At 28.7% G+C, this 20,376-nt stretch carries 23 protein-coding genes and 2 pseudogenes; 19 read left to right on the top strand and 6 right to left on the bottom strand.

Going from position 1 to position 20,376, the window contains the following annotated elements:
- The first annotated feature begins 16 nt into the window (after positions 1-16).
- From N5A56_RS11980 to N5A56_RS11945, 9 genes and pseudogenes are all read left to right on the top strand, one after another.
- Positions 17-310: a FoF1 ATP synthase subunit delta/epsilon gene (locus tag N5A56_RS11980; RefSeq protein ID WP_265725663.1), complete on the top strand. Its 294-nt coding sequence runs from the start codon at positions 17-19 to the stop codon at positions 308-310.
- 284 nt (positions 311-594) lie between these two features.
- Positions 595-1,215: a hypothetical protein gene (locus tag N5A56_RS11975; RefSeq protein ID WP_265725662.1), complete on the top strand. Its 621-nt coding sequence runs from the start codon at positions 595-597 to the stop codon at positions 1,213-1,215.
- Between the two features lie 7 nt (positions 1,216-1,222).
- Positions 1,223-1,831, top strand: coding sequence for a hypothetical protein (locus N5A56_RS11970; protein ID WP_265725661.1), 609 nt, complete (start codon positions 1,223-1,225; stop codon positions 1,829-1,831).
- A 217-nt stretch (positions 1,832-2,048) separates the two neighbouring features.
- Positions 2,049-2,555, top strand: a complete 507-nt coding sequence (locus N5A56_RS11965; protein WP_337994800.1) for a sensor histidine kinase — start codon at positions 2,049-2,051, stop codon at positions 2,553-2,555.
- Positions 2,552-2,896 (top strand): annotated as a pseudogene (locus N5A56_RS17485) (response regulator); the annotation flags it as partial. The gene N5A56_RS11965 and the pseudogene N5A56_RS17485, both read left to right, overlap by 4 nt.
- Before the next feature lie 66 nt (positions 2,897-2,962).
- The gene (locus N5A56_RS17480; protein ID WP_337994845.1) at positions 2,963-3,193 is read left to right on the top strand and encodes a response regulator transcription factor; all 231 of its coding nucleotides are present in this window, start codon (positions 2,963-2,965) and stop codon (positions 3,191-3,193) included.
- Between the two features lie 20 nt (positions 3,194-3,213).
- Positions 3,214-3,609 carry a 30S ribosome-binding factor RbfA gene (gene rbfA / locus N5A56_RS11955; protein ID WP_265725660.1) on the top strand — a complete coding sequence of 132 codons (396 nt, stop codon included), beginning with the start codon at positions 3,214-3,216 and terminating at the stop codon, positions 3,607-3,609.
- Between the two features lie 15 nt (positions 3,610-3,624).
- A complete protein-coding gene (locus N5A56_RS11950; protein WP_265725659.1) occupies positions 3,625-4,827 on the top strand; it encodes an ABC transporter permease in 1,203 nt (400 codons plus the stop codon).
- Between the two features lie 125 nt (positions 4,828-4,952).
- Complete coding sequence (locus N5A56_RS11945; RefSeq protein ID WP_274270430.1) at positions 4,953-5,375, top strand: hypothetical protein; 423 nt, start codon at positions 4,953-4,955, stop codon at positions 5,373-5,375.
- Here N5A56_RS11945 and dusB read toward each other — a convergent pair.
- Positions 5,359-6,357 (bottom strand): tRNA dihydrouridine synthase DusB, encoded by a 999-nt coding sequence (gene dusB / locus N5A56_RS11940; RefSeq protein WP_265725657.1) that lies wholly within the window; start codon positions 6,355-6,357, stop codon positions 5,359-5,361. The genes N5A56_RS11945 and dusB overlap by 17 nt on opposite strands.
- An 82-nt stretch (positions 6,358-6,439) precedes the next feature.
- Positions 6,440-7,474 carry a M28 family peptidase gene (locus tag N5A56_RS11935; RefSeq protein ID WP_337994799.1) on the bottom strand — a complete coding sequence of 345 codons (1,035 nt, stop codon included), beginning with the start codon at positions 7,472-7,474 and terminating at the stop codon, positions 6,440-6,442.
- A 247-nt stretch (positions 7,475-7,721) separates the two neighbouring features.
- On the opposite strand from N5A56_RS11935, the gene N5A56_RS11930 reads away from it, so the two are divergent.
- The 4 genes from N5A56_RS11930 (at position 7,722) to N5A56_RS11915 (ending at position 11,255) form a co-directional block, all read left to right on the top strand.
- Complete coding sequence (locus tag N5A56_RS11930) at positions 7,722-8,828, top strand: TolB family protein (RefSeq protein WP_274270429.1); 1,107 nt, start codon at positions 7,722-7,724, stop codon at positions 8,826-8,828.
- Between the two features lie 66 nt (positions 8,829-8,894).
- Positions 8,895-9,173, top strand: coding sequence for an EF-hand domain-containing protein (locus N5A56_RS11925; RefSeq protein WP_265725654.1), 279 nt, complete (start codon positions 8,895-8,897; stop codon positions 9,171-9,173).
- Positions 9,174-9,274: 101 nt separating this feature from the next.
- A complete protein-coding gene (gene lepA, locus N5A56_RS11920; protein ID WP_265725653.1) occupies positions 9,275-11,071 on the top strand; it encodes a translation elongation factor 4 in 1,797 nt (598 codons plus the stop codon).
- Between the two features lies 1 nt (position 11,072).
- Positions 11,073-11,255: a hypothetical protein gene (locus N5A56_RS11915; protein WP_265725652.1), complete on the top strand. Its 183-nt coding sequence runs from the start codon at positions 11,073-11,075 to the stop codon at positions 11,253-11,255.
- 287 nt (positions 11,256-11,542) lie between these two features.
- Here N5A56_RS11915 and N5A56_RS11910 read toward each other — a convergent pair whose 3' ends face one another.
- Positions 11,543-12,241 (bottom strand): zinc metallopeptidase, encoded by a 699-nt coding sequence (locus N5A56_RS11910; protein ID WP_265725651.1) that lies wholly within the window; start codon positions 12,239-12,241, stop codon positions 11,543-11,545.
- A 96-nt stretch (positions 12,242-12,337) separates the two neighbouring features.
- Here N5A56_RS11910 and N5A56_RS11905 point away from each other — a divergent pair, with 96 nt between their 5' ends.
- The 6 genes and pseudogenes from N5A56_RS11905 to N5A56_RS11880 all read left to right on the top strand — a co-directional run bounded on the left by N5A56_RS11905 (position 12,338) and on the right by N5A56_RS11880 (position 16,708).
- Positions 12,338-13,381, top strand: coding sequence for an asparaginase (locus tag N5A56_RS11905; protein ID WP_265725650.1), 1,044 nt, complete (start codon positions 12,338-12,340; stop codon positions 13,379-13,381).
- Between the two features lie 233 nt (positions 13,382-13,614).
- Entirely contained in the window at positions 13,615-14,337 is a 723-nt protein-coding gene (locus N5A56_RS11900; RefSeq protein WP_265725649.1) for a MotA/TolQ/ExbB proton channel family protein, read from the top strand.
- Positions 14,338-14,346: 9 nt separating this feature from the next.
- Positions 14,347-14,808: a hypothetical protein gene (locus N5A56_RS11895; protein WP_265725648.1), complete on the top strand. Its 462-nt coding sequence runs from the start codon at positions 14,347-14,349 to the stop codon at positions 14,806-14,808.
- A gap of 4 nt (positions 14,809-14,812) precedes the next feature.
- On the top strand, positions 14,813-15,436 hold the full coding sequence (locus N5A56_RS11890; RefSeq protein ID WP_265725647.1) for an ExbD/TolR family protein: 624 nt from the start codon (positions 14,813-14,815) through the stop codon (positions 15,434-15,436).
- Between the two features lie 20 nt (positions 15,437-15,456).
- Positions 15,457-15,920 (top strand): annotated as a pseudogene (locus N5A56_RS11885) (ExbD/TolR family protein).
- A gap of 113 nt (positions 15,921-16,033) precedes the next feature.
- Positions 16,034-16,708, top strand: coding sequence for a porin family protein (locus N5A56_RS11880; protein ID WP_265725646.1), 675 nt, complete (start codon positions 16,034-16,036; stop codon positions 16,706-16,708).
- On the opposite strand, the gene N5A56_RS11875 is transcribed toward N5A56_RS11880, so the two are convergent.
- From N5A56_RS11875 to asnS, 3 genes are all read right to left on the bottom strand, one after another.
- Positions 16,703-17,302, bottom strand: a complete 600-nt coding sequence (locus N5A56_RS11875; RefSeq protein WP_265725645.1) for a hypothetical protein — start codon at positions 17,300-17,302, stop codon at positions 16,703-16,705. The two genes, N5A56_RS11880 and N5A56_RS11875, sit on opposite strands and share 6 nt — an antisense overlap.
- On the bottom strand, positions 17,302-18,759 hold the full coding sequence (rpoN, locus tag N5A56_RS11870; protein ID WP_265725644.1) for an RNA polymerase factor sigma-54: 1,458 nt from the start codon (positions 18,757-18,759) through the stop codon (positions 17,302-17,304). The genes N5A56_RS11875 and rpoN overlap by 1 nt, the downstream gene beginning before the upstream one ends.
- 83 nt (positions 18,760-18,842) lie before the next feature.
- A complete protein-coding gene (gene asnS / locus N5A56_RS11865; RefSeq protein WP_265725643.1) occupies positions 18,843-20,276 on the bottom strand; it encodes an asparagine--tRNA ligase in 1,434 nt (477 codons plus the stop codon).
- Positions 20,277-20,376 lie beyond the last annotated feature (100 nt).

The raw sequence follows: 20,376 nt of genomic DNA, 5'->3' as shown, positions 1-20,376 counted from the left end.
TTAAATAAGTTTAACTATGTATTTAGAAATTGTAACACCAGAAGCTATTTTATTTTCATCAGAAGTTGATGCCATAACTGTACCTGGTATTAATGGAGATTTTCAAATGTTAAATAATCACGCACCAGTAGTCTCTATTTTAAAAGAAGGTCAAGTAAAAATTCATATTCATTCTCAAGAGCATATTGAATTAAATGACTTAAACGGAAAATTAGTGCCACATATTGATGATGATAAAATTTTAACATTAGCAATAAATTCTGGAACATTAGAATTAAACGATAATAAGGCTATTATTTTAGCTGATTAATTTTACTTAATAATAAGTGTTATAATAGCCTCAAATTATTTATTTAGTTTGAGGCTATTAATTAAGTATTTACGATTATAAAATTAAAAAAAACATCTTTATTAATAAAGATGTTTTTTTATGCAATCTTCCCAATTCTTCTTTTTCTTAATTCAAAGATGAATTAAAAAACAATAATGAGTAAGAGTTTAATCACTTAATTTAACTAAGGAAAAACACCCTTTTTTAATGAAAAATATTTTTTTAGATTTATATTGTATTTTTAGATTATATAAATATTGATTATGAATTTAAAAACGTTAAATTATTTTGCTATAGTACTCTGTTCATTTTTATTTTTTTCTTGTAATTCCAACTGTAATCATAAAGAAATTAAATATGAAAATGAAAAATTATCATGTTATCCAAATAGTAATAAACCTTCACAAGTAATTACTTATTTAGAAATGGCAGAAATGATGGACTCTTATGATAATGGTGTTAAAAAAGAAATGAATAAATATCTTAAAAAAGTTTCTAATGGAAAAAAAACAACTTCTACAGATTATAATTGGTATAAATTAGATGATTTAAAGCAATACATAGCGTATATTGAAAGAATCTCTAAAGAAAAAGATATTCCAGTAACTGGTTTTAGAATTATACCTACTTCTTATCCTAAAAATTATAGTAATAAAGAATTACGAAATAGAGTTACAATTATTTTTACACCAACTACAATAATTGATGGGAAATATGATGCAGCTTTTGAGCCATTATATTCAGAAAAAGGAAATCCAGTAAGTGTATCAAAATATTTAGAGCAGGTAAGAGCTAAAAAAGTTTACACTGGCTCCATACTACCAAAATTTGAATCTACAGAAAGTTCTTCAGTAAATAAGTTTCCAACTGTTCCACCAAAATAGTATAACTTTGGAATCAATAAATATTGCAGGTAGATCTTTACAGTATATTAGTTTATTTGTAGCGTTATTATATATAAAAAAGTATAAATCAAAATTTTACACCTATTTTGTTTTGTATTTGTTTTGTGCTTGTTTAACTGATTTTGTCTCTAGTTTTATTAAAGACAATAATTTTTGGTTTATAAATTTATATACTTTTTTTGAATTTAATTTAGTAGCTTTAATTTATTATAATTTAATTAAAAGCACTAAAACTTTAAAGCTAATTATAAAACTTGTCATTGTTTTTAATTTAATATATTTTTTAAGCTTTATTGTAGTTGAATTGCAGAAATATACAACTTCCTTAGAAGGTGTGGTAAATAGCGTTTTTATCATTTTATTTTTTAAAGAATTATTAAATTCTAATAAGATTTTAAATTATAAAAAGTTATTTTCTTTTTGGATGTCTGTAGGCTTCTTAATTTTTTACTTAGTTACAATTCCCTTTTTTACTTTATTATTCTCTGGATTTTTTAATAGTAGAACAATGTTTCCTATATTACTAGCTGTAATAGCTATTTTACATCTTAGTATTATTTATGGTTTAATAACATGCAAGAAAATGGAGGCTTAGTTCTAATAATATCTACACTATTAATTTTATTAGTAGTGGTAGCATTAGTGGTTTTATTTACAACTTTTCAACGAAAAAAAACAGCTTAATAGAAGAACAAAAAGAAGCAAAAAAGCGTTTTGAAAGAGAAATTGCAGAAACTCAAATAGAAATTAGAGAAGAAACTTTAAGAAATATTAGTTGGGAGTTACACGATAATATTGGTCAGCTTTTAACTTTGGCTAAAATTCAACTACAGAATGCTACTGAAGAAAATATTAAAGACGTATCAGAAACGATTACAAAAGGTTTAACAGAGGTTCGTTCGTTATCAAAATTAATTAACCCAGAAGCTATAAAAAATATTAATTTAAAAGAAGCAATTCAACTAGAAGTAGATCGTTTTAATAGGTTAAATTTTATAAAATCTAGTTTAGAAATTATTGGTATTGAAAAAGAAATTGATAAAAAGCATAATATAATTATTTTTCGAATTTTACAAGAATTTTTCTCAAATACAATTAAACATTCTAAAGCTTCTATTTTAAAAATATCTTTAGAATACTTTAATGACTTACTAAATATTACTGCGGAAGATAATGGAATAGGTTTTTCTTCAGAAACAAAAAAAGAAGGAATAGGTTTATTAAATATAAAAAAAAGAGCAAAATTAATTAATGCAGAAATTGTATTTTTATCTGAGGAAAATAAAGGAACTATTCTTAAAATAAACTATAAATTATGAAAAAATTTACCGTTGTAGTTGTTGATGACCATACTTTACTATCTCAAGCAATTCAAGCGATGGTAAATACTTTTGAAAATTTTACAGTTTTATATACTTGTAAAAATGGACAAGAACTTGTTGATAAATTTTCTATTTCTGAGTTTATACCAGATGTAGTATTAATGGATATTAATATGCCAATAATGAATTGAATTGAAACTACAGAATGGATTAAACAAAATCATTCTGAGGTTAATGTTATGGCACTTTCTGTTGAAGATGAAGATAAGACTGTATTAAAAATGCTCAAAGCGGGAGCTGTTGGTTACTTGTTAAAAGATACAGAAAAATCTATTTTAGAAAAAGCATTAATAGAAATTGTTGAAAATGGATTTTATCATACCAGAAGTGTTACTAATTTATTAATGAAATCAATTTCTGGAAATATAGAAGAAGATATTGTTTTTAAGGAAAGAGAAGTTACTTTTTTAAGGTTAGCATGTACAGAGTTAACCTATAAAGAAATTGCAGATAAGATGAATTTAAGTCCAAAAACTATTGATGGTTATAGAGATACTCTGTTCACTAAATTAAATGTAAGAAATAGAGTTGGTTTAGTTATGTATGCAATAAAAAATAAAGTTTACACTCTTTAAAAATATCGTAAATTTGCGGTATGGAAGAAACGAATAGACAAAGAAAGATAGCAGGTGTTCTGCAAAAAGACTTAGTAGATGTATTGCAAAAAGCAGCACAAGATGGAATGAAAGGAATTCTAATTTCTGTTTCTAAGGTTCATGTTACTTCAGATTTAGGAGTTGCTAAGGTTTATTTAAGCGTTTTTCCTTCTATTAATAGAGATGAAATAATTAAAGGTGTAGTATCTAACACAGTTTTAATTCGTCATGAAATGGCGCAAAGAACAAAAAATCAATTGCGTAGAATGCCTGAGTTATTGTTTTATGGTGATGATACGTTAGATTATATTGAAGAAATTGATAAGTCTTTAAAAGGAGAGGATGAAAATCCTATTAAAAACCCAGAGATGCTTCCTAGGCGTAAAAAAAGATAAATTCAACCTTATAATTTGAATTTTTCTCTCTACATAGCTAAAAGATATTTATTTACCAAAACAAGTAATAATGCCATTAACATTGTTACAATAATTGCTTCATTTGGTGTTATTGTTGGTTCTTTAGCATTATTTATTATTTTATCAGGCTTTTCTGGTTTACGTACTTTTAGTTATAGTTTATTAGATGCTTCTGATCCTGATATTAAAATTACTTCGGTTAAAGGGAAATCTTTTTTTATTACTGATAAGCTTAGTAAAATAATTGATGCAAACTCAGCTATATCATTAAGTTCTAAAGTTATAGAGGAACGTGTTTTTTTAGAATATAATAATAAAAACGAAATTGCATTTATAAAAGGAGTTGAAGAGAATTACACTATCATTTCTAGTATAGATTCAACCCTAAGTCAAGGCTCTTGGTTAGATGTTAATTATTCCAATACTGCGGTTATAGGTGGAACTATAGCTTATAAATTATCTTTAGGTATAAGGAGTTTTGGTCAGCCTTTAAAAATAATGGTACCAAAACCAGGTACAGGGTTTATAAACCCTAATAACGCTTTCTATAAAACAAATGTTCAAATAGTAGGTTTATATACCGGTACAGAAGAGTTTGAAAGTAAATATGTGTTTGTCTCTCTACAACAAGCAAAAAGTTTATTAAAGTTTAAAGAGAATCAGGTATCTGCTTTAGAGTTGAAATTGACTAAAAATGCTTATGCAGATGTTGTTTCTGAAACACTACAAACAGCTTTAGGGGATAATTTTAAAGTTCAAACTAAAGAACAATTGAATGAAGTTTTTTACAAAGTAATAAATACTGAAAATTTTGTTTCTTATTTAATTTTTACATTGATTGTAATTATAGCATTGTTTAATGTTATTGGTACAATTATTATGATGATAATTGATAAAAAGGATAACTTAAAAACGCTTTTTAGTTTAGGAGCAACAGTAAAAGAGATTAAAAGGATATTTGTATTGCAGGGTTTTTTACTTACTTTTTTTGGAATGCTTATAGGTTTAACTTTAGGGTTAATTTTATTATTTCTTCAAAAAGAATTTAGTTTGTTTATGATTACAGAAAATTTTGCATATCCTGTAGAGTTTCGATTTTCTAACCTAATTATTGTTATTAGTACGATTACAATTCTTGGTTTTATTGCTGCAAAAATTGCAAGTTCAAGAATCTCTGCAAATTTTATTGAAAATTAATTTTTATGAAAAACCTTCAATTATTTTTGTGCTTAATGCTGTTATTTGGATGTAAAACTTCTGAAAATAAAATCTGGAATACCAAAAAATTTGTTCCCTTAGAGAAGTCAGTTATTTTAAACTTCATGAATGATTATTCATTTGAAATTCCTAATAATTGGTATTCTTATTTAGGGTATCATTCTATATATCATTCTCCTAAGAGATTTATGGATAATGGTTTAGAAAGCCAAAAGGTTACGATAGGTGTTTTTGTTATTAAAAATGTAGAAAGTAAAATTGATTTTTTTGAAAACGAAATTAAAACGAACAATATAACGGTAAACACAAATTTTGAGAAAGTAATAGTTGAGAATACAAAATACGGAGATGCTCTACTTTTAAAGTATGGTTCTATTTGGAATAGTAGAAATAACACAAATTTGTTCTTGTATTACTATCATAAAAGTAAAATTTACAAACTACATTTTAAAGCTAGTAATATTCTTTATAAAGATGTAGTAGATGAAGCTATTAAAATTATGGATTCATTTAAAATTGAGGAATAATAGTGTTCCCGAACTTCGTCTCAACTTCATCAAATGTTGTAAAAACATCTTTAGCATCATCAGAAGTAACCATTTTCATACGATACTCTTTAAAATGAGGAATTCCTTTAAAGTAATTAGTATAATGTCTTCTTGTTTCTACAACACCTAAATGATTACCTTTCCAATCTATAGCCATTTGTAAGTGTCTACGCGCCATTTCCACACGCTGTGCAATTGTAGGTTTGCTTAAATGTTTTCCAGTTTTAAAATAATGCTTTACCTCGTTAAAGAACCAAGGGTAACCAATAGATGCTCTACCAATCATACAACCATCTAAACCAAACTTATCTCTCATTTCCATTGCTTTTTCAGGAGAAGTTACATCTCCATTTCCAAAAACAGGAATATGCATTCTCTGGTTGTTTTTTACATCAGCAATTGGTTTCCAATCTGCTTCACCTTTATACATTTGTGCTCGAGTTCTACCATGAATTGATATTGCTGCACAACCTACATCTTGCAAACGTTCTGCAACTTCAACAATTTTAATAGAATCATGATCCCAACCTAAACGTGTTTTAACAGTAACTGGTAAATTGGTGTGTTTAACCATAGCTTCTGTTAGAGAAACCATTAAATCTATATCTTTTAAAATTCCAGCACCTGCACCTTTTGAAACCACTTTTTTAACAGGACATCCAAAATTAATGTCAATAATATCTGGGTTAGATTTTTCTACAATCTCCACAGTTTTCAACATTGAATCTAAATTGGCACCAAAAATCTGTATTCCTACAGGTCGTTCCTTTTCATATATATCTAATTTCATAACGCTTTTTGCTGCGTCACGGATTAATCCTTCCGAAGAAATAAATTCAGTGTAAACAACATCTGCTCCGTTTTCTTTACATAAAGCTCTAAACGGAGGATCTGAAACATCTTCCATTGGCGCTAATAAAAGCGGAAAGTCTGGAAGTTCTATGTTACCAATTTTTACCATGCTGCAAATTTACTTTTTTTATGCGAATGAAAAAACCTGCTAAATTTAAAATTTAACAGGTTGATTTATTTGTAAAAGAATATTAAAACTGAATTTCTGTAGTTACTTTTTCATTTTTTCGTTGAACAACTACTTTGGTTTTATCTCCTTCTTTAAAAATAGCTAAAGCTTTCATGTAAGTCATCATGTTTATCACTTCATTATTTCCAAGTTTTATTACAATATCGCCTTTTTGTAAACCTGCTCTTTGTGCTGGTTTTTCTTCAGAAACACCATCAATTCGCATTCCTTTTCCGTCAAACATATAGTCAGGAATTACACCTAAACCAACTTTAAAACGAGGTGTACTTTCACTTTCATTTTTAGTTTTTCTAAAAGCTAATTTTCCATTGTCATTTAAATCAGAAATGATGTTAAAAATATATTTAGAAATTAATTCCATTCCATCATAATTCAGTTTTTCTGAATCATCACCAGGTTTATGATAATCTTCATGCTGACCCGTAAAAAAATGTAATACAGGAATATCAGCCAAATAAAAACTTGTATGATCACTTGGTCCAACTCCAGATTCTTGCTGAATTAATTTAAAACTATCATTATGAGATTTTAGAGTTTGTTTGAAAATTGGTGAAGTTCCTGTTCCATAAACAGCTAAAGAAGAATCTTTTTTCATTCTACCAACCATATCCATATTAATCATATAGGATACTTTTTTTGTATTAATAGTTGGGTTTTTAACAAAATAATTAGAACCTAAAAGCCCCATTTCTTCTCCAGAAAAAGCCATAAAAAGGTAATTGTTATTGGTGTTTTTTTCTTTTAATTTTGCAGCTAAATTTAATAAAACTGATATTCCAGAAGCATTGTCATCAGCACCATTATGAATGGCTTTCATAGAATCTCTATATAAAGAGCCTTCGCCTCCAAAACCTAAATGATCAAAATGAGCGCCAATAATAATCGTGTTTTCTGCTTTATTATCTAAAAAACCAATTACGTTATTTCCTGTTATTGTTCCATCACCATTTACCTCAAATTTTACTTCTTCATGAGGATTTGTCTTTGGTTTAAAGGTAAAAGGTTGTAAATATTTTTCTGTTCCTTTTTCAGACAATCCTAATTCTTTAAAGCGACTTGCAATATACGCTGCAGCTTTTTTTCACCATCAGTTCCTGTTTGCCTACCTTGTAAATCATCAGAAGCTAAAAAAGTTACATCTTCTTTTATTCTATTTTCTTGATTTATAGATTCTTTGCAAGAAATTAAAAAACATAAAAAAATAAAATAAAAAGGTTTCTCATGATGATAAATATTATTTTTACAAAATTAGAGAATTATTATCACTTATTATATTGTATAAAATGAAATTTAGATTACTTCTTCTACTCCTGATATCTATAACAATTACAGCTTGTAAAACTAACAAAAAAGAAAATTCAGATGCAAAATCTGGTGAAACCAAAAAATGGAAAGGTGGTTTAATTTATCCTGAAGAAAAGCATTTTAAATCTATACAACAAGTTACTTTTGGTGGAGATAATGCAGAAGCTTATTGGAGTTTTGATGATAAACAAATTATTTTTCAGTCTAATAATAAAGACTGGAATGTTGGTTGTGATCAAATGTTTTTAATGAATGTTGGTGATACTTTTAAAGATTCAATTCCGCCAATGATTTCAACTGGTTTAGGAAGAACAACTTGTGCTTATTTTTTACCTGATAATAAGAGTTATGTCTATGGTTCTACACATTTAGGAGGTAAAGAATGTCCGCCTTCACCTTTAAGAAGAGAAGGGAGGTATGTATGGCCAATTTATGATTCTTATGATATTTTTGTTGCAGATTTAGAAGGAAATATCACCCAACAATTAACTAACGAACCAGGTTATGACGCAGAGGCAACAGTTTCTCCAAAAGGGGATAAAATTGTATTTACATCAATGAGAACAGGAGATTTAGAATTATTTACCATGAATATTGATGGTTCTGATGTAAAGCAAATTACTTCTGAATTAGGTTATGATGGAGGTGCTTTTTTCTCGCCAGACGGAACAAAATTGATCTTTCGTTCTTCGAGACCAAAAACTGATGAAGAGATTAAAGAATACAAAGATTTATTAAAAGAAGGATTAGTGCAACCTACAGAAATGGAGTTATATATCTGTAATTCTGATGGTTCTGGTTTACGTCAGTTAACAGATTTAGGAAATGCAAATTGGAGTCCGTTTTTTCATCCTTCAGGAAGAAAGATTTTATTTTCTTCTAATTTTGAAGCTGAAAAAGGGTTTCCGTTTAATTTATATCTAATTGATATTGATGGTAAAAATTTAGAAAGAATTACCCATGGAGAAACATTTGATGCATTTCCAGTATTTTCTAATGATGGAAAAAAACTAGCATTTTCATCAAACAGAAATAATGGAGGAGGTAGAGATACCAACTTGTTTATTGCAGAGTGGCAAGACTAGATGGATTGACAATATGAAATAAACAAAAGAGATACGAATTTATTTATTGCAGAATGGCAAGATTAAATGGTTTGGACAAAAGAAAAAATCTTAGTTAATATCGAAAAATTAATGCGAAGTAAATTTGCTGAACCTAAAGAAGCCTTTGGTTATTTTGATGAAGATAATGATGGTTTCTTAATAAAATCTGATTTTAAAAAGTTATTAAAAGAAGCTAAAGTTAGTGCATTAATTAGAGGTTTAGTTGCAGATTTTATGCTGAAAAGTTTTGATGCTAATGGGGATGGAAAAGTAAGTTGGGATGAATTTCAATTAGCCATTAAAGAATCTGGAATAAAAAAGTAATAAAAATAAAAAGTATAATGAAATTCATTATACTTTTTATTTTTGACAAGGTCTGTAAATAACATATCTTTGTTGGTTGAAAGCAGTTAGAATTACGACGAATGAAGAATATTAGAAACTTTTGCATCATTGCGCATATTGACCACGGTAAAAGTACGTTGGCAGATAGATTGTTAGATTATACAAACACTGTAACTGAGCGCGAAAAGAAAGCACAGTTATTAGATAGTATGGATTTGGAGCGAGAACGTGGTATTACCATAAAGTCGCATGCTATTCAGATGGATTTTGAGCATAAAGGTGAAAAATTTATTTTAAATCTAATTGATACTCCTGGTCACGTAGATTTCTCTTACGAAGTTTCGAGATCTATTGCAGCTTGTGAAGGTGCTTTACTTATTGTAGATGCAGCACAAAGTATACAAGCACAAACAATTTCTAACTTATACTTAGCTTTAGAAAACGATTTAGAAATTATCCCTATTCTTAATAAAGTAGATTTACCTTCTGCTAATCCAGAAGAAGTAACAGATGATATTGTAGATTTATTAGGCTGTGATGCAGAAGAGGTAATACATGCAAGTGGAAAAACTGGTTTTGGAGTAGATAATATTTTAGAAGCAATTATAGATAGAATTCCAGCTCCAGAAGGAGATCCTGAAGCGCCATTACAAGCCTTAATTTTCGATTCTGTTTACAATTCTTACAGAGGAATTGAAACTTATTTTAGAGTTTTAAACGGAGAAATTAAAAAAGGACAAGAAATTAAGTTTATGGCAACCGGCAAAAACTATTTTGCTGATGAGGTTGGAACTTTAAAGTTAGAACAAGTTGTAAAAAAATCGGTTAAAACTGGTGATGTTGGGTATTTAATTACAGGAATAAAAACTGCAAAAGAAGTAAAAGTAGGAGATACAATTACAGATGCACACAAACCAACAACAGAAACTATTGATGGTTTTGAAGATGTAAAACCAATGGTTTTTGCAGGAATTTATCCTGTAGATACAGAAGATTATGAAGAATTGCGTTATTCTATGGAAAAACTGCAATTAAATGATGCTTCTTTAGTGTTTCAACCAGAAAGTTCTGCTGCTTTAGGTTTTGGTTTCCGTTGTGGGTTCTTAGGAATGTTACACATGGAAATTATTCAAGAACGTTTAGAGCGTGAGTTTAATATGACGGTTATAACAACCGTACCCAACGTTTCTTACCACGCGTATACCAAGAAAAATCCTGATGAAATGATTTTGTTGAATAATCCAACAGATTTACCAGATCCATCTCGATTAGATAGAGTAGAAGAACCATTTATTAAGGCGTCAATTATAACAAAATCCGATTTTGTTGGGCAAGTTATGAGTTTGTGTATTGAAAAACGAGGTCAAATAACAAATCAAACCTATTTAACTACGCAGAGAGTAGAATTAATTTTCGAAATGCCTTTGGCAGAAATTGTATTTGATTTTTACGATCGTTTAAAAACTGTTTCTAAAGGGTATGCTTCTTTTGATTATCATCCAATTGGTATGAAAGAATCGAAATTAGTAAGAGTAGATATTCTTTTAAATGCACAACCTGTTGATGCACTTTCGGCACTTTTACACGCAGACAATGCCTATACAATTGGTAAAAAAATAGTTGAAAAATTAAAAACTTTAATACCAAGACAACAGTTCGATATTCCTATTCAGGCAGCAATTGGAGCAAAAATTATTGCGCGTGAAACTACCAAAGCTTTGCGTAAAGATGTTACTGCAAAGTGTTATGGTGGAGATATTTCTAGGAAACGTAAGTTATTAGAAAAGCAGAAAAAAGGAAAGAAAAGAATGCGTCAAGTAGGTAATGTAGAAATACCACAAGAAGCATTTATGGCAGTTCTTAAGCTAAATGACTAGCATGAAAATAAACAAAAATCAAATTATTGGGATGCTTATTGCTATTTTAGGATTGACGTTAGGTTTTCTTTGGGAAAAAACTTTTAAATACGCTGATATTTTAGATTTTATGTTGGGAGCATTTGCAGCGATTGGACTAAGTATGGTAATTAAAATTCTACCTCTAAAGCTCAATAAAAAATAATATAATATATTTAAGATAAACTACCTTTCTAAGAAATTAGAAAGGTAGTTTTGTTTGTAGCCATTTTTATTATTTATTTGAGATAAAGAAGTTAATTCAGCAAAAAAAAGAATGTCATTTCAATCTGTGTTAGAAGTATTTCTCTTTTTATATTAAGTCTTAATCATAATTAAGAACTGTAAACTTTTTTGTAGATTTTTAATACAAAAAAAACACTCTTGATTTAATAATCAAAAGTGTTAAGTGTTTTATAAAATAAAAGCGATACTATAAATGTATTTGAGATATTAATCTCTACCACCTAAAACTTGTAGGCCCCAATATAATAACATAGCAAGAGAGCCTAGGGCTGCAACCAAATAAGTTCTAGCCGCCCATTTTAAAGCATCTTTTGAACCAGCAAATTCCTCTTGAGAAACCATGTTTTTATTTTTTAACCACGCCAATGCTCTATTACTAGCATCATATTCTACAGGAAGAGTAATAAAACTAAATAATGTAGCAAAACCCATAAAAATTAATCCGACAATAGCAATATAAAAACCAACACCTTGTGCTCCAGACGCAGCGCCTAATATTAATCCACCAATTACCATCCATTGAGAAAATTTAGAAGTAATACTCACAATTGGCACTAATTGAGAACGCATTGTTAAATAACTATAAGCTTTTGCATGTTGAACTGCGTGGCCAACTTCATGAGCTGCTACAGCAGCAGAGGCAGCATTTCTCTGACTGTATACAGATTCACTCAAATTTACAGTTTTGTCTTTTGGATTGTAATGGTCAGTTAATCTACCGGGAGTAGAGATAACTTTAACATCGTAAATACCATGGTCTGCTAGCATTTTTTCTGCTATTTCAGCTCCACTTAAGCCATTTCTCAATTGAATTTGAGAATACTCTTTAAATTTTCTTTTAAGAGTGTTGCTAACTAACCAGCTTAATAAAGAGATTGCACCAATAAGAATATAAAAACCTATCATAATTGTATATTGTTTTAAATTTTTTAGTTCATTTTTGTTTGATAAATTTACAACATAAATTATTCCATTTTTAATTTGGAGCAAAAAAATGTCAAAATGTCAATAAAACCAAAAATATTACTTCTTTATACTGGTGGAACAATTGGAATGATAAAAGATTATAAAACAAATGCTTTAAAGGCGTTTGATTTTAATCAGATTCTAGAAAAAATCCCAGAATTAGAACAATTAAATTGTAATGTAGAGAGTATTTCTTTTGAAGAGCCTATAGATTCTTCAAATATGAATACTCAAAATTATGTTGAAATTGTTAATATAATTCAAGAAAATTATAAAGGTTTTGATGGTTTTGTTGTGTTAACTGGTTCGGATACGATGTCTTACATTTCATCTGCAGTAAGTTTTATGTTAGAAAATTTACAAAAGCCTATTATTTTTACGGGTTCTCAATTACCAATAGGAGATTTAAGAACAGATGCAAAAGAAAATTTAATCACTTCTATTGAAATAGCTTGTTCTAGAAAAAATAATAAACCTATAATATCTGAAGTTTGTTTATACTTTGAATATAAATTATACAGAGCAAATAGAACCACTAAAATAAACGCAGAACAGTTTGAAGCTTTTACTTCTATGAATTATCCGCCATTAGCAGAAAGTGGAGTGCATTTAAATTTTAATGAACATTATATTTATAAGCCAGAAAAAGAAAATCTAGATTTAATAGTTAGAAAGAATTTGGTAACAGATATTCTAATATTAAAACTTTTTCCAGGAATAACAGAAAAAACAGTAAAAAGTATTCTAAATACTAAAGATTTAAAAGGTGTGGTTTTAGAAACTTATGGTTCTGGTAATGCTCCTGATAAAAATTGGTTTTTAAGTTTGTTAAAAGATGCAATAACTAAAGATATTAGAGTGATAAATGTTACCCAATGTTCTGGAGGAAACGTTATTCAAGGGCATTACGAAACCAGTGTAGTTTTAAAACAAATAGGAGTTGTAAGCGGTAAGGATATTACCACAGAATCTGCAGTTGCAAAATTAATGTATCTCTTAAACGAAAACTTATCTTTAAAAGAATTTTCATTTTATTTCGAAAAATCATTAAGAGGAGAAATTTCTAATAATTTCGATTGATAAATACCAATGAAAACCTAGAAAAAGAATGATTTCTTTATAAAAGTGATTAAAAAAATACAAATAGCGTAAATAAATTTTTTTATGCCTAACATTTTTTGTTACTTGGCAGTCTCAAAAATAGAACTAGAAGATAATTTCTTAAAAAATTAGATTGTGTCTTCGAATTTCTTTTATTTGTGATGAAAATTATATCTTTAACCCGTTAACTATTAAAATTAATTATAACAAAGATGAAAAAAGTAGTAAATGTCTTATCTGTAACAGGATTTATGTTTTTTGGAGCTATTCAATCAACTTTTGCTCAAGAAACAGCAACAGAAGCGCAAACGTTTCACCAAGTATTAAAGCAAAACTTTATTGATGGTGGTCCAGAATTTATGGGAATTGTATTAGTAGCATTAATCTTAGGATTAGCTATTGCCATTGAAAGAATTATATATTTAAACATGGCAACAACAAACACAAAAAAATTATTAGCTAATGTAGATGATGCATTAAGTTCTGGTGGTGTTGAAGCTGCAAAAGAAGTATGTAGAAATACAAAAGGACCAGTTGCCTCTATTTTTTATCAAGGTTTAGATAGAGTTGATGAAGGTGTTGAAGCTGCTGAAAAAGCTGTAGTTTCTTATGGAGGTGTTCAAATGGGGCAATTAGAGAAAAATGTTTCTTGGTTATCTTTATTTATTGCACTTGCACCGATGTTAGGTTTCATGGGTACTGTAATTGGTATGATTGGAGCATTTAACGATATTGCTGTTGCAAACGACATTTCTCCTGCAGTAGTTGCGGTAGGTATTAAAGTAGCCTTATTAACAACTGTATTTGGTTTAATCGTAGCTATTATTCTTCAAATTTTTTATAATTACATCGTATCTAAAATTGATGCTATTGTAAACAGTATGGAAGACGCTTCTATCTCTTTGGTAGATTTATTAGTGAAGTATAAAAAATAAAAAACGATTATGAAAAGTAATAAAATATTAAATATTATAATTGCTGTCATCGCTATTGTTGGAGCTATTCTTTTCGTAAGAGTTGGTATGGAAGATGCTGAGGTAATTAAGAGTAATGTAGATGTGCAAAACAGTGTTGTTAGCCCATTAATTTCATTTTCTTTTTACTTATTCTTAGCCGCAGTAGTTATTGCAGTTGTTCTTTCTCTTTGGACAATTATTAAGAATCCAGAGAATTTAAAAAAGATGCTTATGAGCTTAGTTGCTTTAGGAGTGCTTTTAGTAGTCGCTTATTTTATGGCGGATAGTAATGTAGTATATGATGCAGCTGGTAAAATTCAACCAGGTGGAGAAGCAGGATCTACTGTTAATAAATGGGTTGGAACTGGTATATGGTACAGCGTTATTTTAGGTGCTGTAGCTGCGTTTTTCTTTGTATTAGATTTAGGGAAAGGATTAATTAAATCTTAAAACTATGGCAAGAAGAGAAAATCCAGAAATTAATGCAGGATCTATGGCAGATATTGCCTTCTTGTTATTAATTTTCTTTTTAGTAACCACAACTATGAATGTAGATTCTGGGGTTTCTAAAAAGCTGTCAGAAAAACCACCTGCAGATTATGTTCCACCTGTTATTAAGGAGAAAAACATTTTCGAGGTAAATATCAATAGAAATAATGATCTACTTGTAGAGAATGAAGCTATGGATATTAAAGATCTAAAAGAGGCTGCTATTAAATTTATTGATAATGGTGGTGGAGTTGGAAAACCAGGAGAAGATGGTACACCAGGTAAAGCCTGTGATTACTGTGAAGGTGAAAAAAGTGAATCTTCTTCAGATCATCCAAACAAAGCAATTATTTCTGTTCAAAGTGATAGAGGTACTGAGTATGGTACATATATTCAAGTTCAGAATGAGTTATTAAGAGCATATAGAGTTTTAAGAAATAGGTTATGTCAGCAAAGATATAATATGTCTTTTACAGATTTAGAAGCTGCTTATAAAGATGATAAAAATAACGAAGAGTTGAAGAAAAAAATTGAAGCAATACGTAATGCGTATCCGCAAATTATTTCTGACGCAGAACCAACTTCTTAATTAATTTAAAATTTAACAAAATGTCTAAATTTAAAAAGAAAAAAAGGGAATGCCAGCTGTTAATACAGCATCGTTACCAGATATCGTTTTTATGTTGTTATTTTTCTTTATGGTTACTACTACTATGAGAGAGACAGACCTAAGAATTGAAGCGCCAAAATTACCTAGTGCAACAGAAATAAAAAAACTTGAGCATAAGAGTTTAGTGTGTACTATATATGTTGGTAAATCTAAAGATGTTAATAAACACGGTTCTGGGTTTAATAGAATTCAGTTAAATGATAAGATTGCTTCTGCAGATCAAGTTCCAGCATTTATTATTAATGCTAGATCTAAAGTATCTGAAGCTGAAGTACCTTTCATGACAACTTCTATTAAGGCTGATAAAGAATCTAGTGTAGGAACAATTACAGATATTAGATTAAAATTAAGAGATGTAAATGCTCTTAAGGTTAGTTATTCTACTCAAAAAGGAGCCGAATAATTAATTTTTATAAATCATTTAAAAGGGTAATTCTTTAGAATTACCCTTTTTTTATACCTTAATTTAAAATGTAGTTATTGAAATATTGTATATTTATATTCCGTTATTTGTTTATGTATAAAATAATTTACTTTTTTGTTTTTGTTTGCATTACTTCAAGTTTATATGCACAAAAAGATTCTTTGCAATTGGGTGATAAATATGCGGATGATCAAATTTATGCTTCTATTACTTATGCTCAGTTTAGCAAGCAACCTACAACTATAACTAGAAGTAGTTTTTCCTATGCAATTTCTGCGGGGTTTTTAAAAGATTTCATTTTATCTAAAAGCGGAAATATTTCTTTTGCTCTTGGTGTAGGTTATGGATTCGACTTTTTTAATCACGAATTAAAAGTTTCTGAAACTAACAATATTACAGTATTTGATAATGCTAAAAATATTAGTTCAAATGTTTTTAAAGCACATAATTTAGAGTTTCCTATCGAATTTAGATGGAGAACATCTACTGCTAAAAAATATGATTTCTGGCGTATTTATACGGGTGTTAAATTTTTATATAATTTAACCAATAAATTTCAATATACCGAAAATGCAATAGATTTTGAAAATAAAAATATTTCTGCTTACAGGAAGTTACAATACGGATTAACATTTTCTGCAGGTTATACGGAGTTCAATGCGTATTTGTTTTACGGTTTAACTCCCATTTTTAAAAATGGAACTTTAAATGGTGAGGATATTAATTCTTCTATTTTAAAATTTGGCTTAATTTTTTATATATTATAATATAAAATGGATACTTAAACTAGAGGCTATTCCAATAAAAAAACCAAGATAAATTTCTTTATTATTATGAGCTTTTAAATGTAATCTGGCACTTGCTAATATGCCAGAAAGAAATAATAAGACAATTATTATTAGTAGCATACTTTGATTATAAGTATAGCTTAAGATTAAGAAAAATCCGATTGAGATTCCAAATGATAATAAATGTATACTTGCTTTTATTTTTAAATTAAATAGTAAATATATTAGAAATAAACCTAAAGAGCTGGCATGAAATAACATGCTTAAGTCTCTTAAATTAGCAATATTATATATAGTATTACCTAAAACATAAAAAACTATAATCATTATAGCTACTGGTAATTTTCTCTCTTTTATGCTTTCTGTTTGATAGTTTTTAATAATTTTAAATTTTTTAAAAACAAATAAGACTAGTAAAGGTATTAGGTAAGTACAAATAAATACGATACTTAAAAGGGTAAACTTTTGATTACTTCTAAAGCTATTTGGTATTAATAAAAAATACAACATTACTCCAATAGTTGGTAGTACAATTGGATGAAGTATTGTTGATATAACTTTATGAATTCGCACTAAATTTCTTTTCTTAATCGAGCAACAGGTAAATCTAATTGTTCTCTATATTTTGCTATTGTTCTTCTAGCTATTGGATATCCTTTTTCCTTTAATATTAAAGATAACTTCTCATCTGTTAATGGCTTTCTTTTATTTTCTTCAGCTATAACTGTTTCTAAAATTTTCTTAATTTCTTTTGTTGAAACATCTTCTCCTTGATCGTTTTTCATAGATTCAGAAAAGAACACTTTTATCAACTTGGTACCATAAGGAGTAGATACATACTTACTATTTGCAACTCTAGATACAGTTGAAACATCCATGTTTATTTGATCTGCAATATCCTTTAAAATCATAGGTTTTAACTTTCGTTCATCGCCAGTTAAAAAATACTCTAATTGATAATGCATAATTGTATTCATGGTTATTAAAAGGGTTTGTTGTCTTTGTCTTATAGCATCAATAAACCATTTAGCAGCGTCTAACTTTTGTTTTATAAAAAACACTGCATCCTTTTGCGATTTACTTTTTACTGTAGATTCTTGATATCCCTTGAGCATATTATTGTATTCTCTAGAGATGTGTAATTCTGGAGCATTTCTAGAATTAAGTGTTAAATCTAAAACACCGTCTACAATTTTAATCGAAAAATCAGGAACAATTTGTTCGGCTATTTTATTATTCCCGGCATAAGAGCTACCAGGTTTTGGGTTTAATTTAGAAATTTCTGTATTAACTTCTTTTAGCTCGTTTTCAGAGATGTTAAACTTTTCTTGTAATTTTTTAAAATGTTTTTTTACAAAATGATCAAAAGCTTCTTCTAAAATATTTATAGTTAAACTTCTAATTTTGGTTTTTTCTTTATTTTTTAATTGTATAATTAAACACTCTTTTAAATCTCTTGCTCCAACTCCAACAGGATCGAGTGTATGAACTACTTTAGTTAAAACTGAAATTACTTTTTCTTCTGTGGTAAATACGTTTGCTGTAAAGGCTAAATCATCTACTAAATCAATAATTTCTCTTCTAATGTATCCGCTATCATCAATACTACCTACTAAAAACTCTGCAATAGCTCGTTCTTCTTCGTCTATTCTAAAAGTATTTAATTGGTTTTTTAAAGATTGATGAAATGTTGTGCCAGCTGCATAAGGCACATTTTTCTCTTCATCATCTGCAGAGTAATTATTTGCTTGTGTTTTGTAATTGGGTATTTCATCATCACTCAAATATTCATCAATATTGATGTCTTCTGCCTCAATTTTCTCGTTACCAGTATCATCATATTCATCTGATAAATCTTCATCAAAAGAATCTGATTCTTCTTTACCAGTGTCTAATGCTGGGTTTTCTTCGATTTCTTGTTTTAATCGTTCCTCAAAAGCTTGTGTAGGCAATTGTATTAACTTCATCAACTGAATTTGTTGAGGAGATAATTTTTGTAAGAGTTTGTATTGTAAACTTTGCTTTAGCATATACACAAATATAAGAAATAGCGTAAAATAAAAACGTCATTCTATTAGGAATGACGTTTACAATATTCAATTTTATGATTTTTTTAAAATTCTGCGTTTTGTGGCGTTCTAGGAAATGGTATTACATCTCTAATATTGCCCATTCCTGTGGTAAATTGAACCAAACGCTCAAAACCTAAACCAAAACCAGAATGTACTGCAGAACCAAATTTACGTAAATCTAAGTACCACCAAAGTTCTTTCTCATCTATGTTCATGGCTTTCATCTTGTCGATTAAAACATCATAACGTTCTTCTCTTTGTGCACCACCAACAATTTCTCCAATTCCTGGAAACAATACATCCATTGCTCTAACAGTTTTTCCATCATCATTTAAACGCATGTAAAAAGCTTTAATGTTAGCAGGGTAATCAAATAAAATTACCGGACATTTAAAGTGTTTTTCAACTAAAAAACGCTCATGTTCAGATTGTAAATCAGCACCCCATTCGTTAATAGGAAATTGAAATTTTTTCTTTTTATTAGGTTTAGAATTTCTTAAAATGTCAATAGCTTCTGTATATGAAACACGTTTAAAATTATTGTCGGCAACAAAACGTAATTTTTCAAGTAAACTCATTTCGCTTCTTTGAGCTTGTGGTTTACTCTTTTCTTCTTGCGTTAATCGTTGATCTAAAAATTCTAAATCGTCTTTACAATTTTCTAAAACATCATTTATCACAGATTTAATAAAGTCTTCTGCCAAATCCATATTACCATCTAAATCCATAAATGCAACTTCTGGCTCTATCATCCAAAATTCTGCTAAATGACGTGTAGTATTAGAGTTTTCTGCTCTAAAAGTTGGTCCAAAAGTATACGCTTTACCTAAAGACATTGCATAAGCTTCTGCTTCTAATTGACCAGAAACTGTTAAGTTAGTTTCTTTACCAAAAAAATCTTTAGAAAAATCTATTTTTCCATCTTCTGTAAGCGGAGCTTTGTTGTCTTCAAAAGTAGTAACTCTAAACATTTCACCAGCTCCTTCTGCATCTGAACCAGTAACTATTGGAGTATTTACGTAGTTAAAATCATTTTCTTGAAAATACTTATGCACAGCAAAAGATAGTTTAGAACGTACTCTCATAACTGCACTAAATGTATTAGTTCTTGTACGTAAATGCGCGTTTTCTCTTAAAAATTCGAAACTATGTTTTTTAGGCTGAATTGGATATTCATCAGGATTTGAATCTCCTAAAATAGTAATTTCAGATACCTGAATTTCTACGGTTTGGCCTCTACCTTGGCTTTCTACTATTGTACCTTTTATGGCAATAGCAGCACCTGTAGTAATTCTTTTTAGAGTTTCTTCATCTGTGTTTTCAAAGTCGATAACACACTGTATATTTTTTATAGTAGAACCATCATTTAAGGCAATAAAACGATTACTTCTAAAAGTTCTTACCCAACCCTTTAATGCTATTTCTTGTAAAACTGAATCCGATTTTAAAATTTCGGCAACGTTTTTCTCTTTCATTTTTTCTGTTTGATTGATTTGTTACAAAATATATTTACTGAGTTGTAAAGATACTTTTTTACTATAAATTGAGCAATGATATTTATAAGATAAGAATTTT

This window comes from Polaribacter ponticola (genome assembly GCF_026191475.2).
Classification (GTDB): Bacteria; Bacteroidota; Bacteroidia; order Flavobacteriales; family Flavobacteriaceae; genus Polaribacter; species Polaribacter ponticola.
The sequence above is the reverse complement of the archived record's forward strand: the minus strand, read 5'-3'. Positions and strand labels throughout refer to the sequence as shown.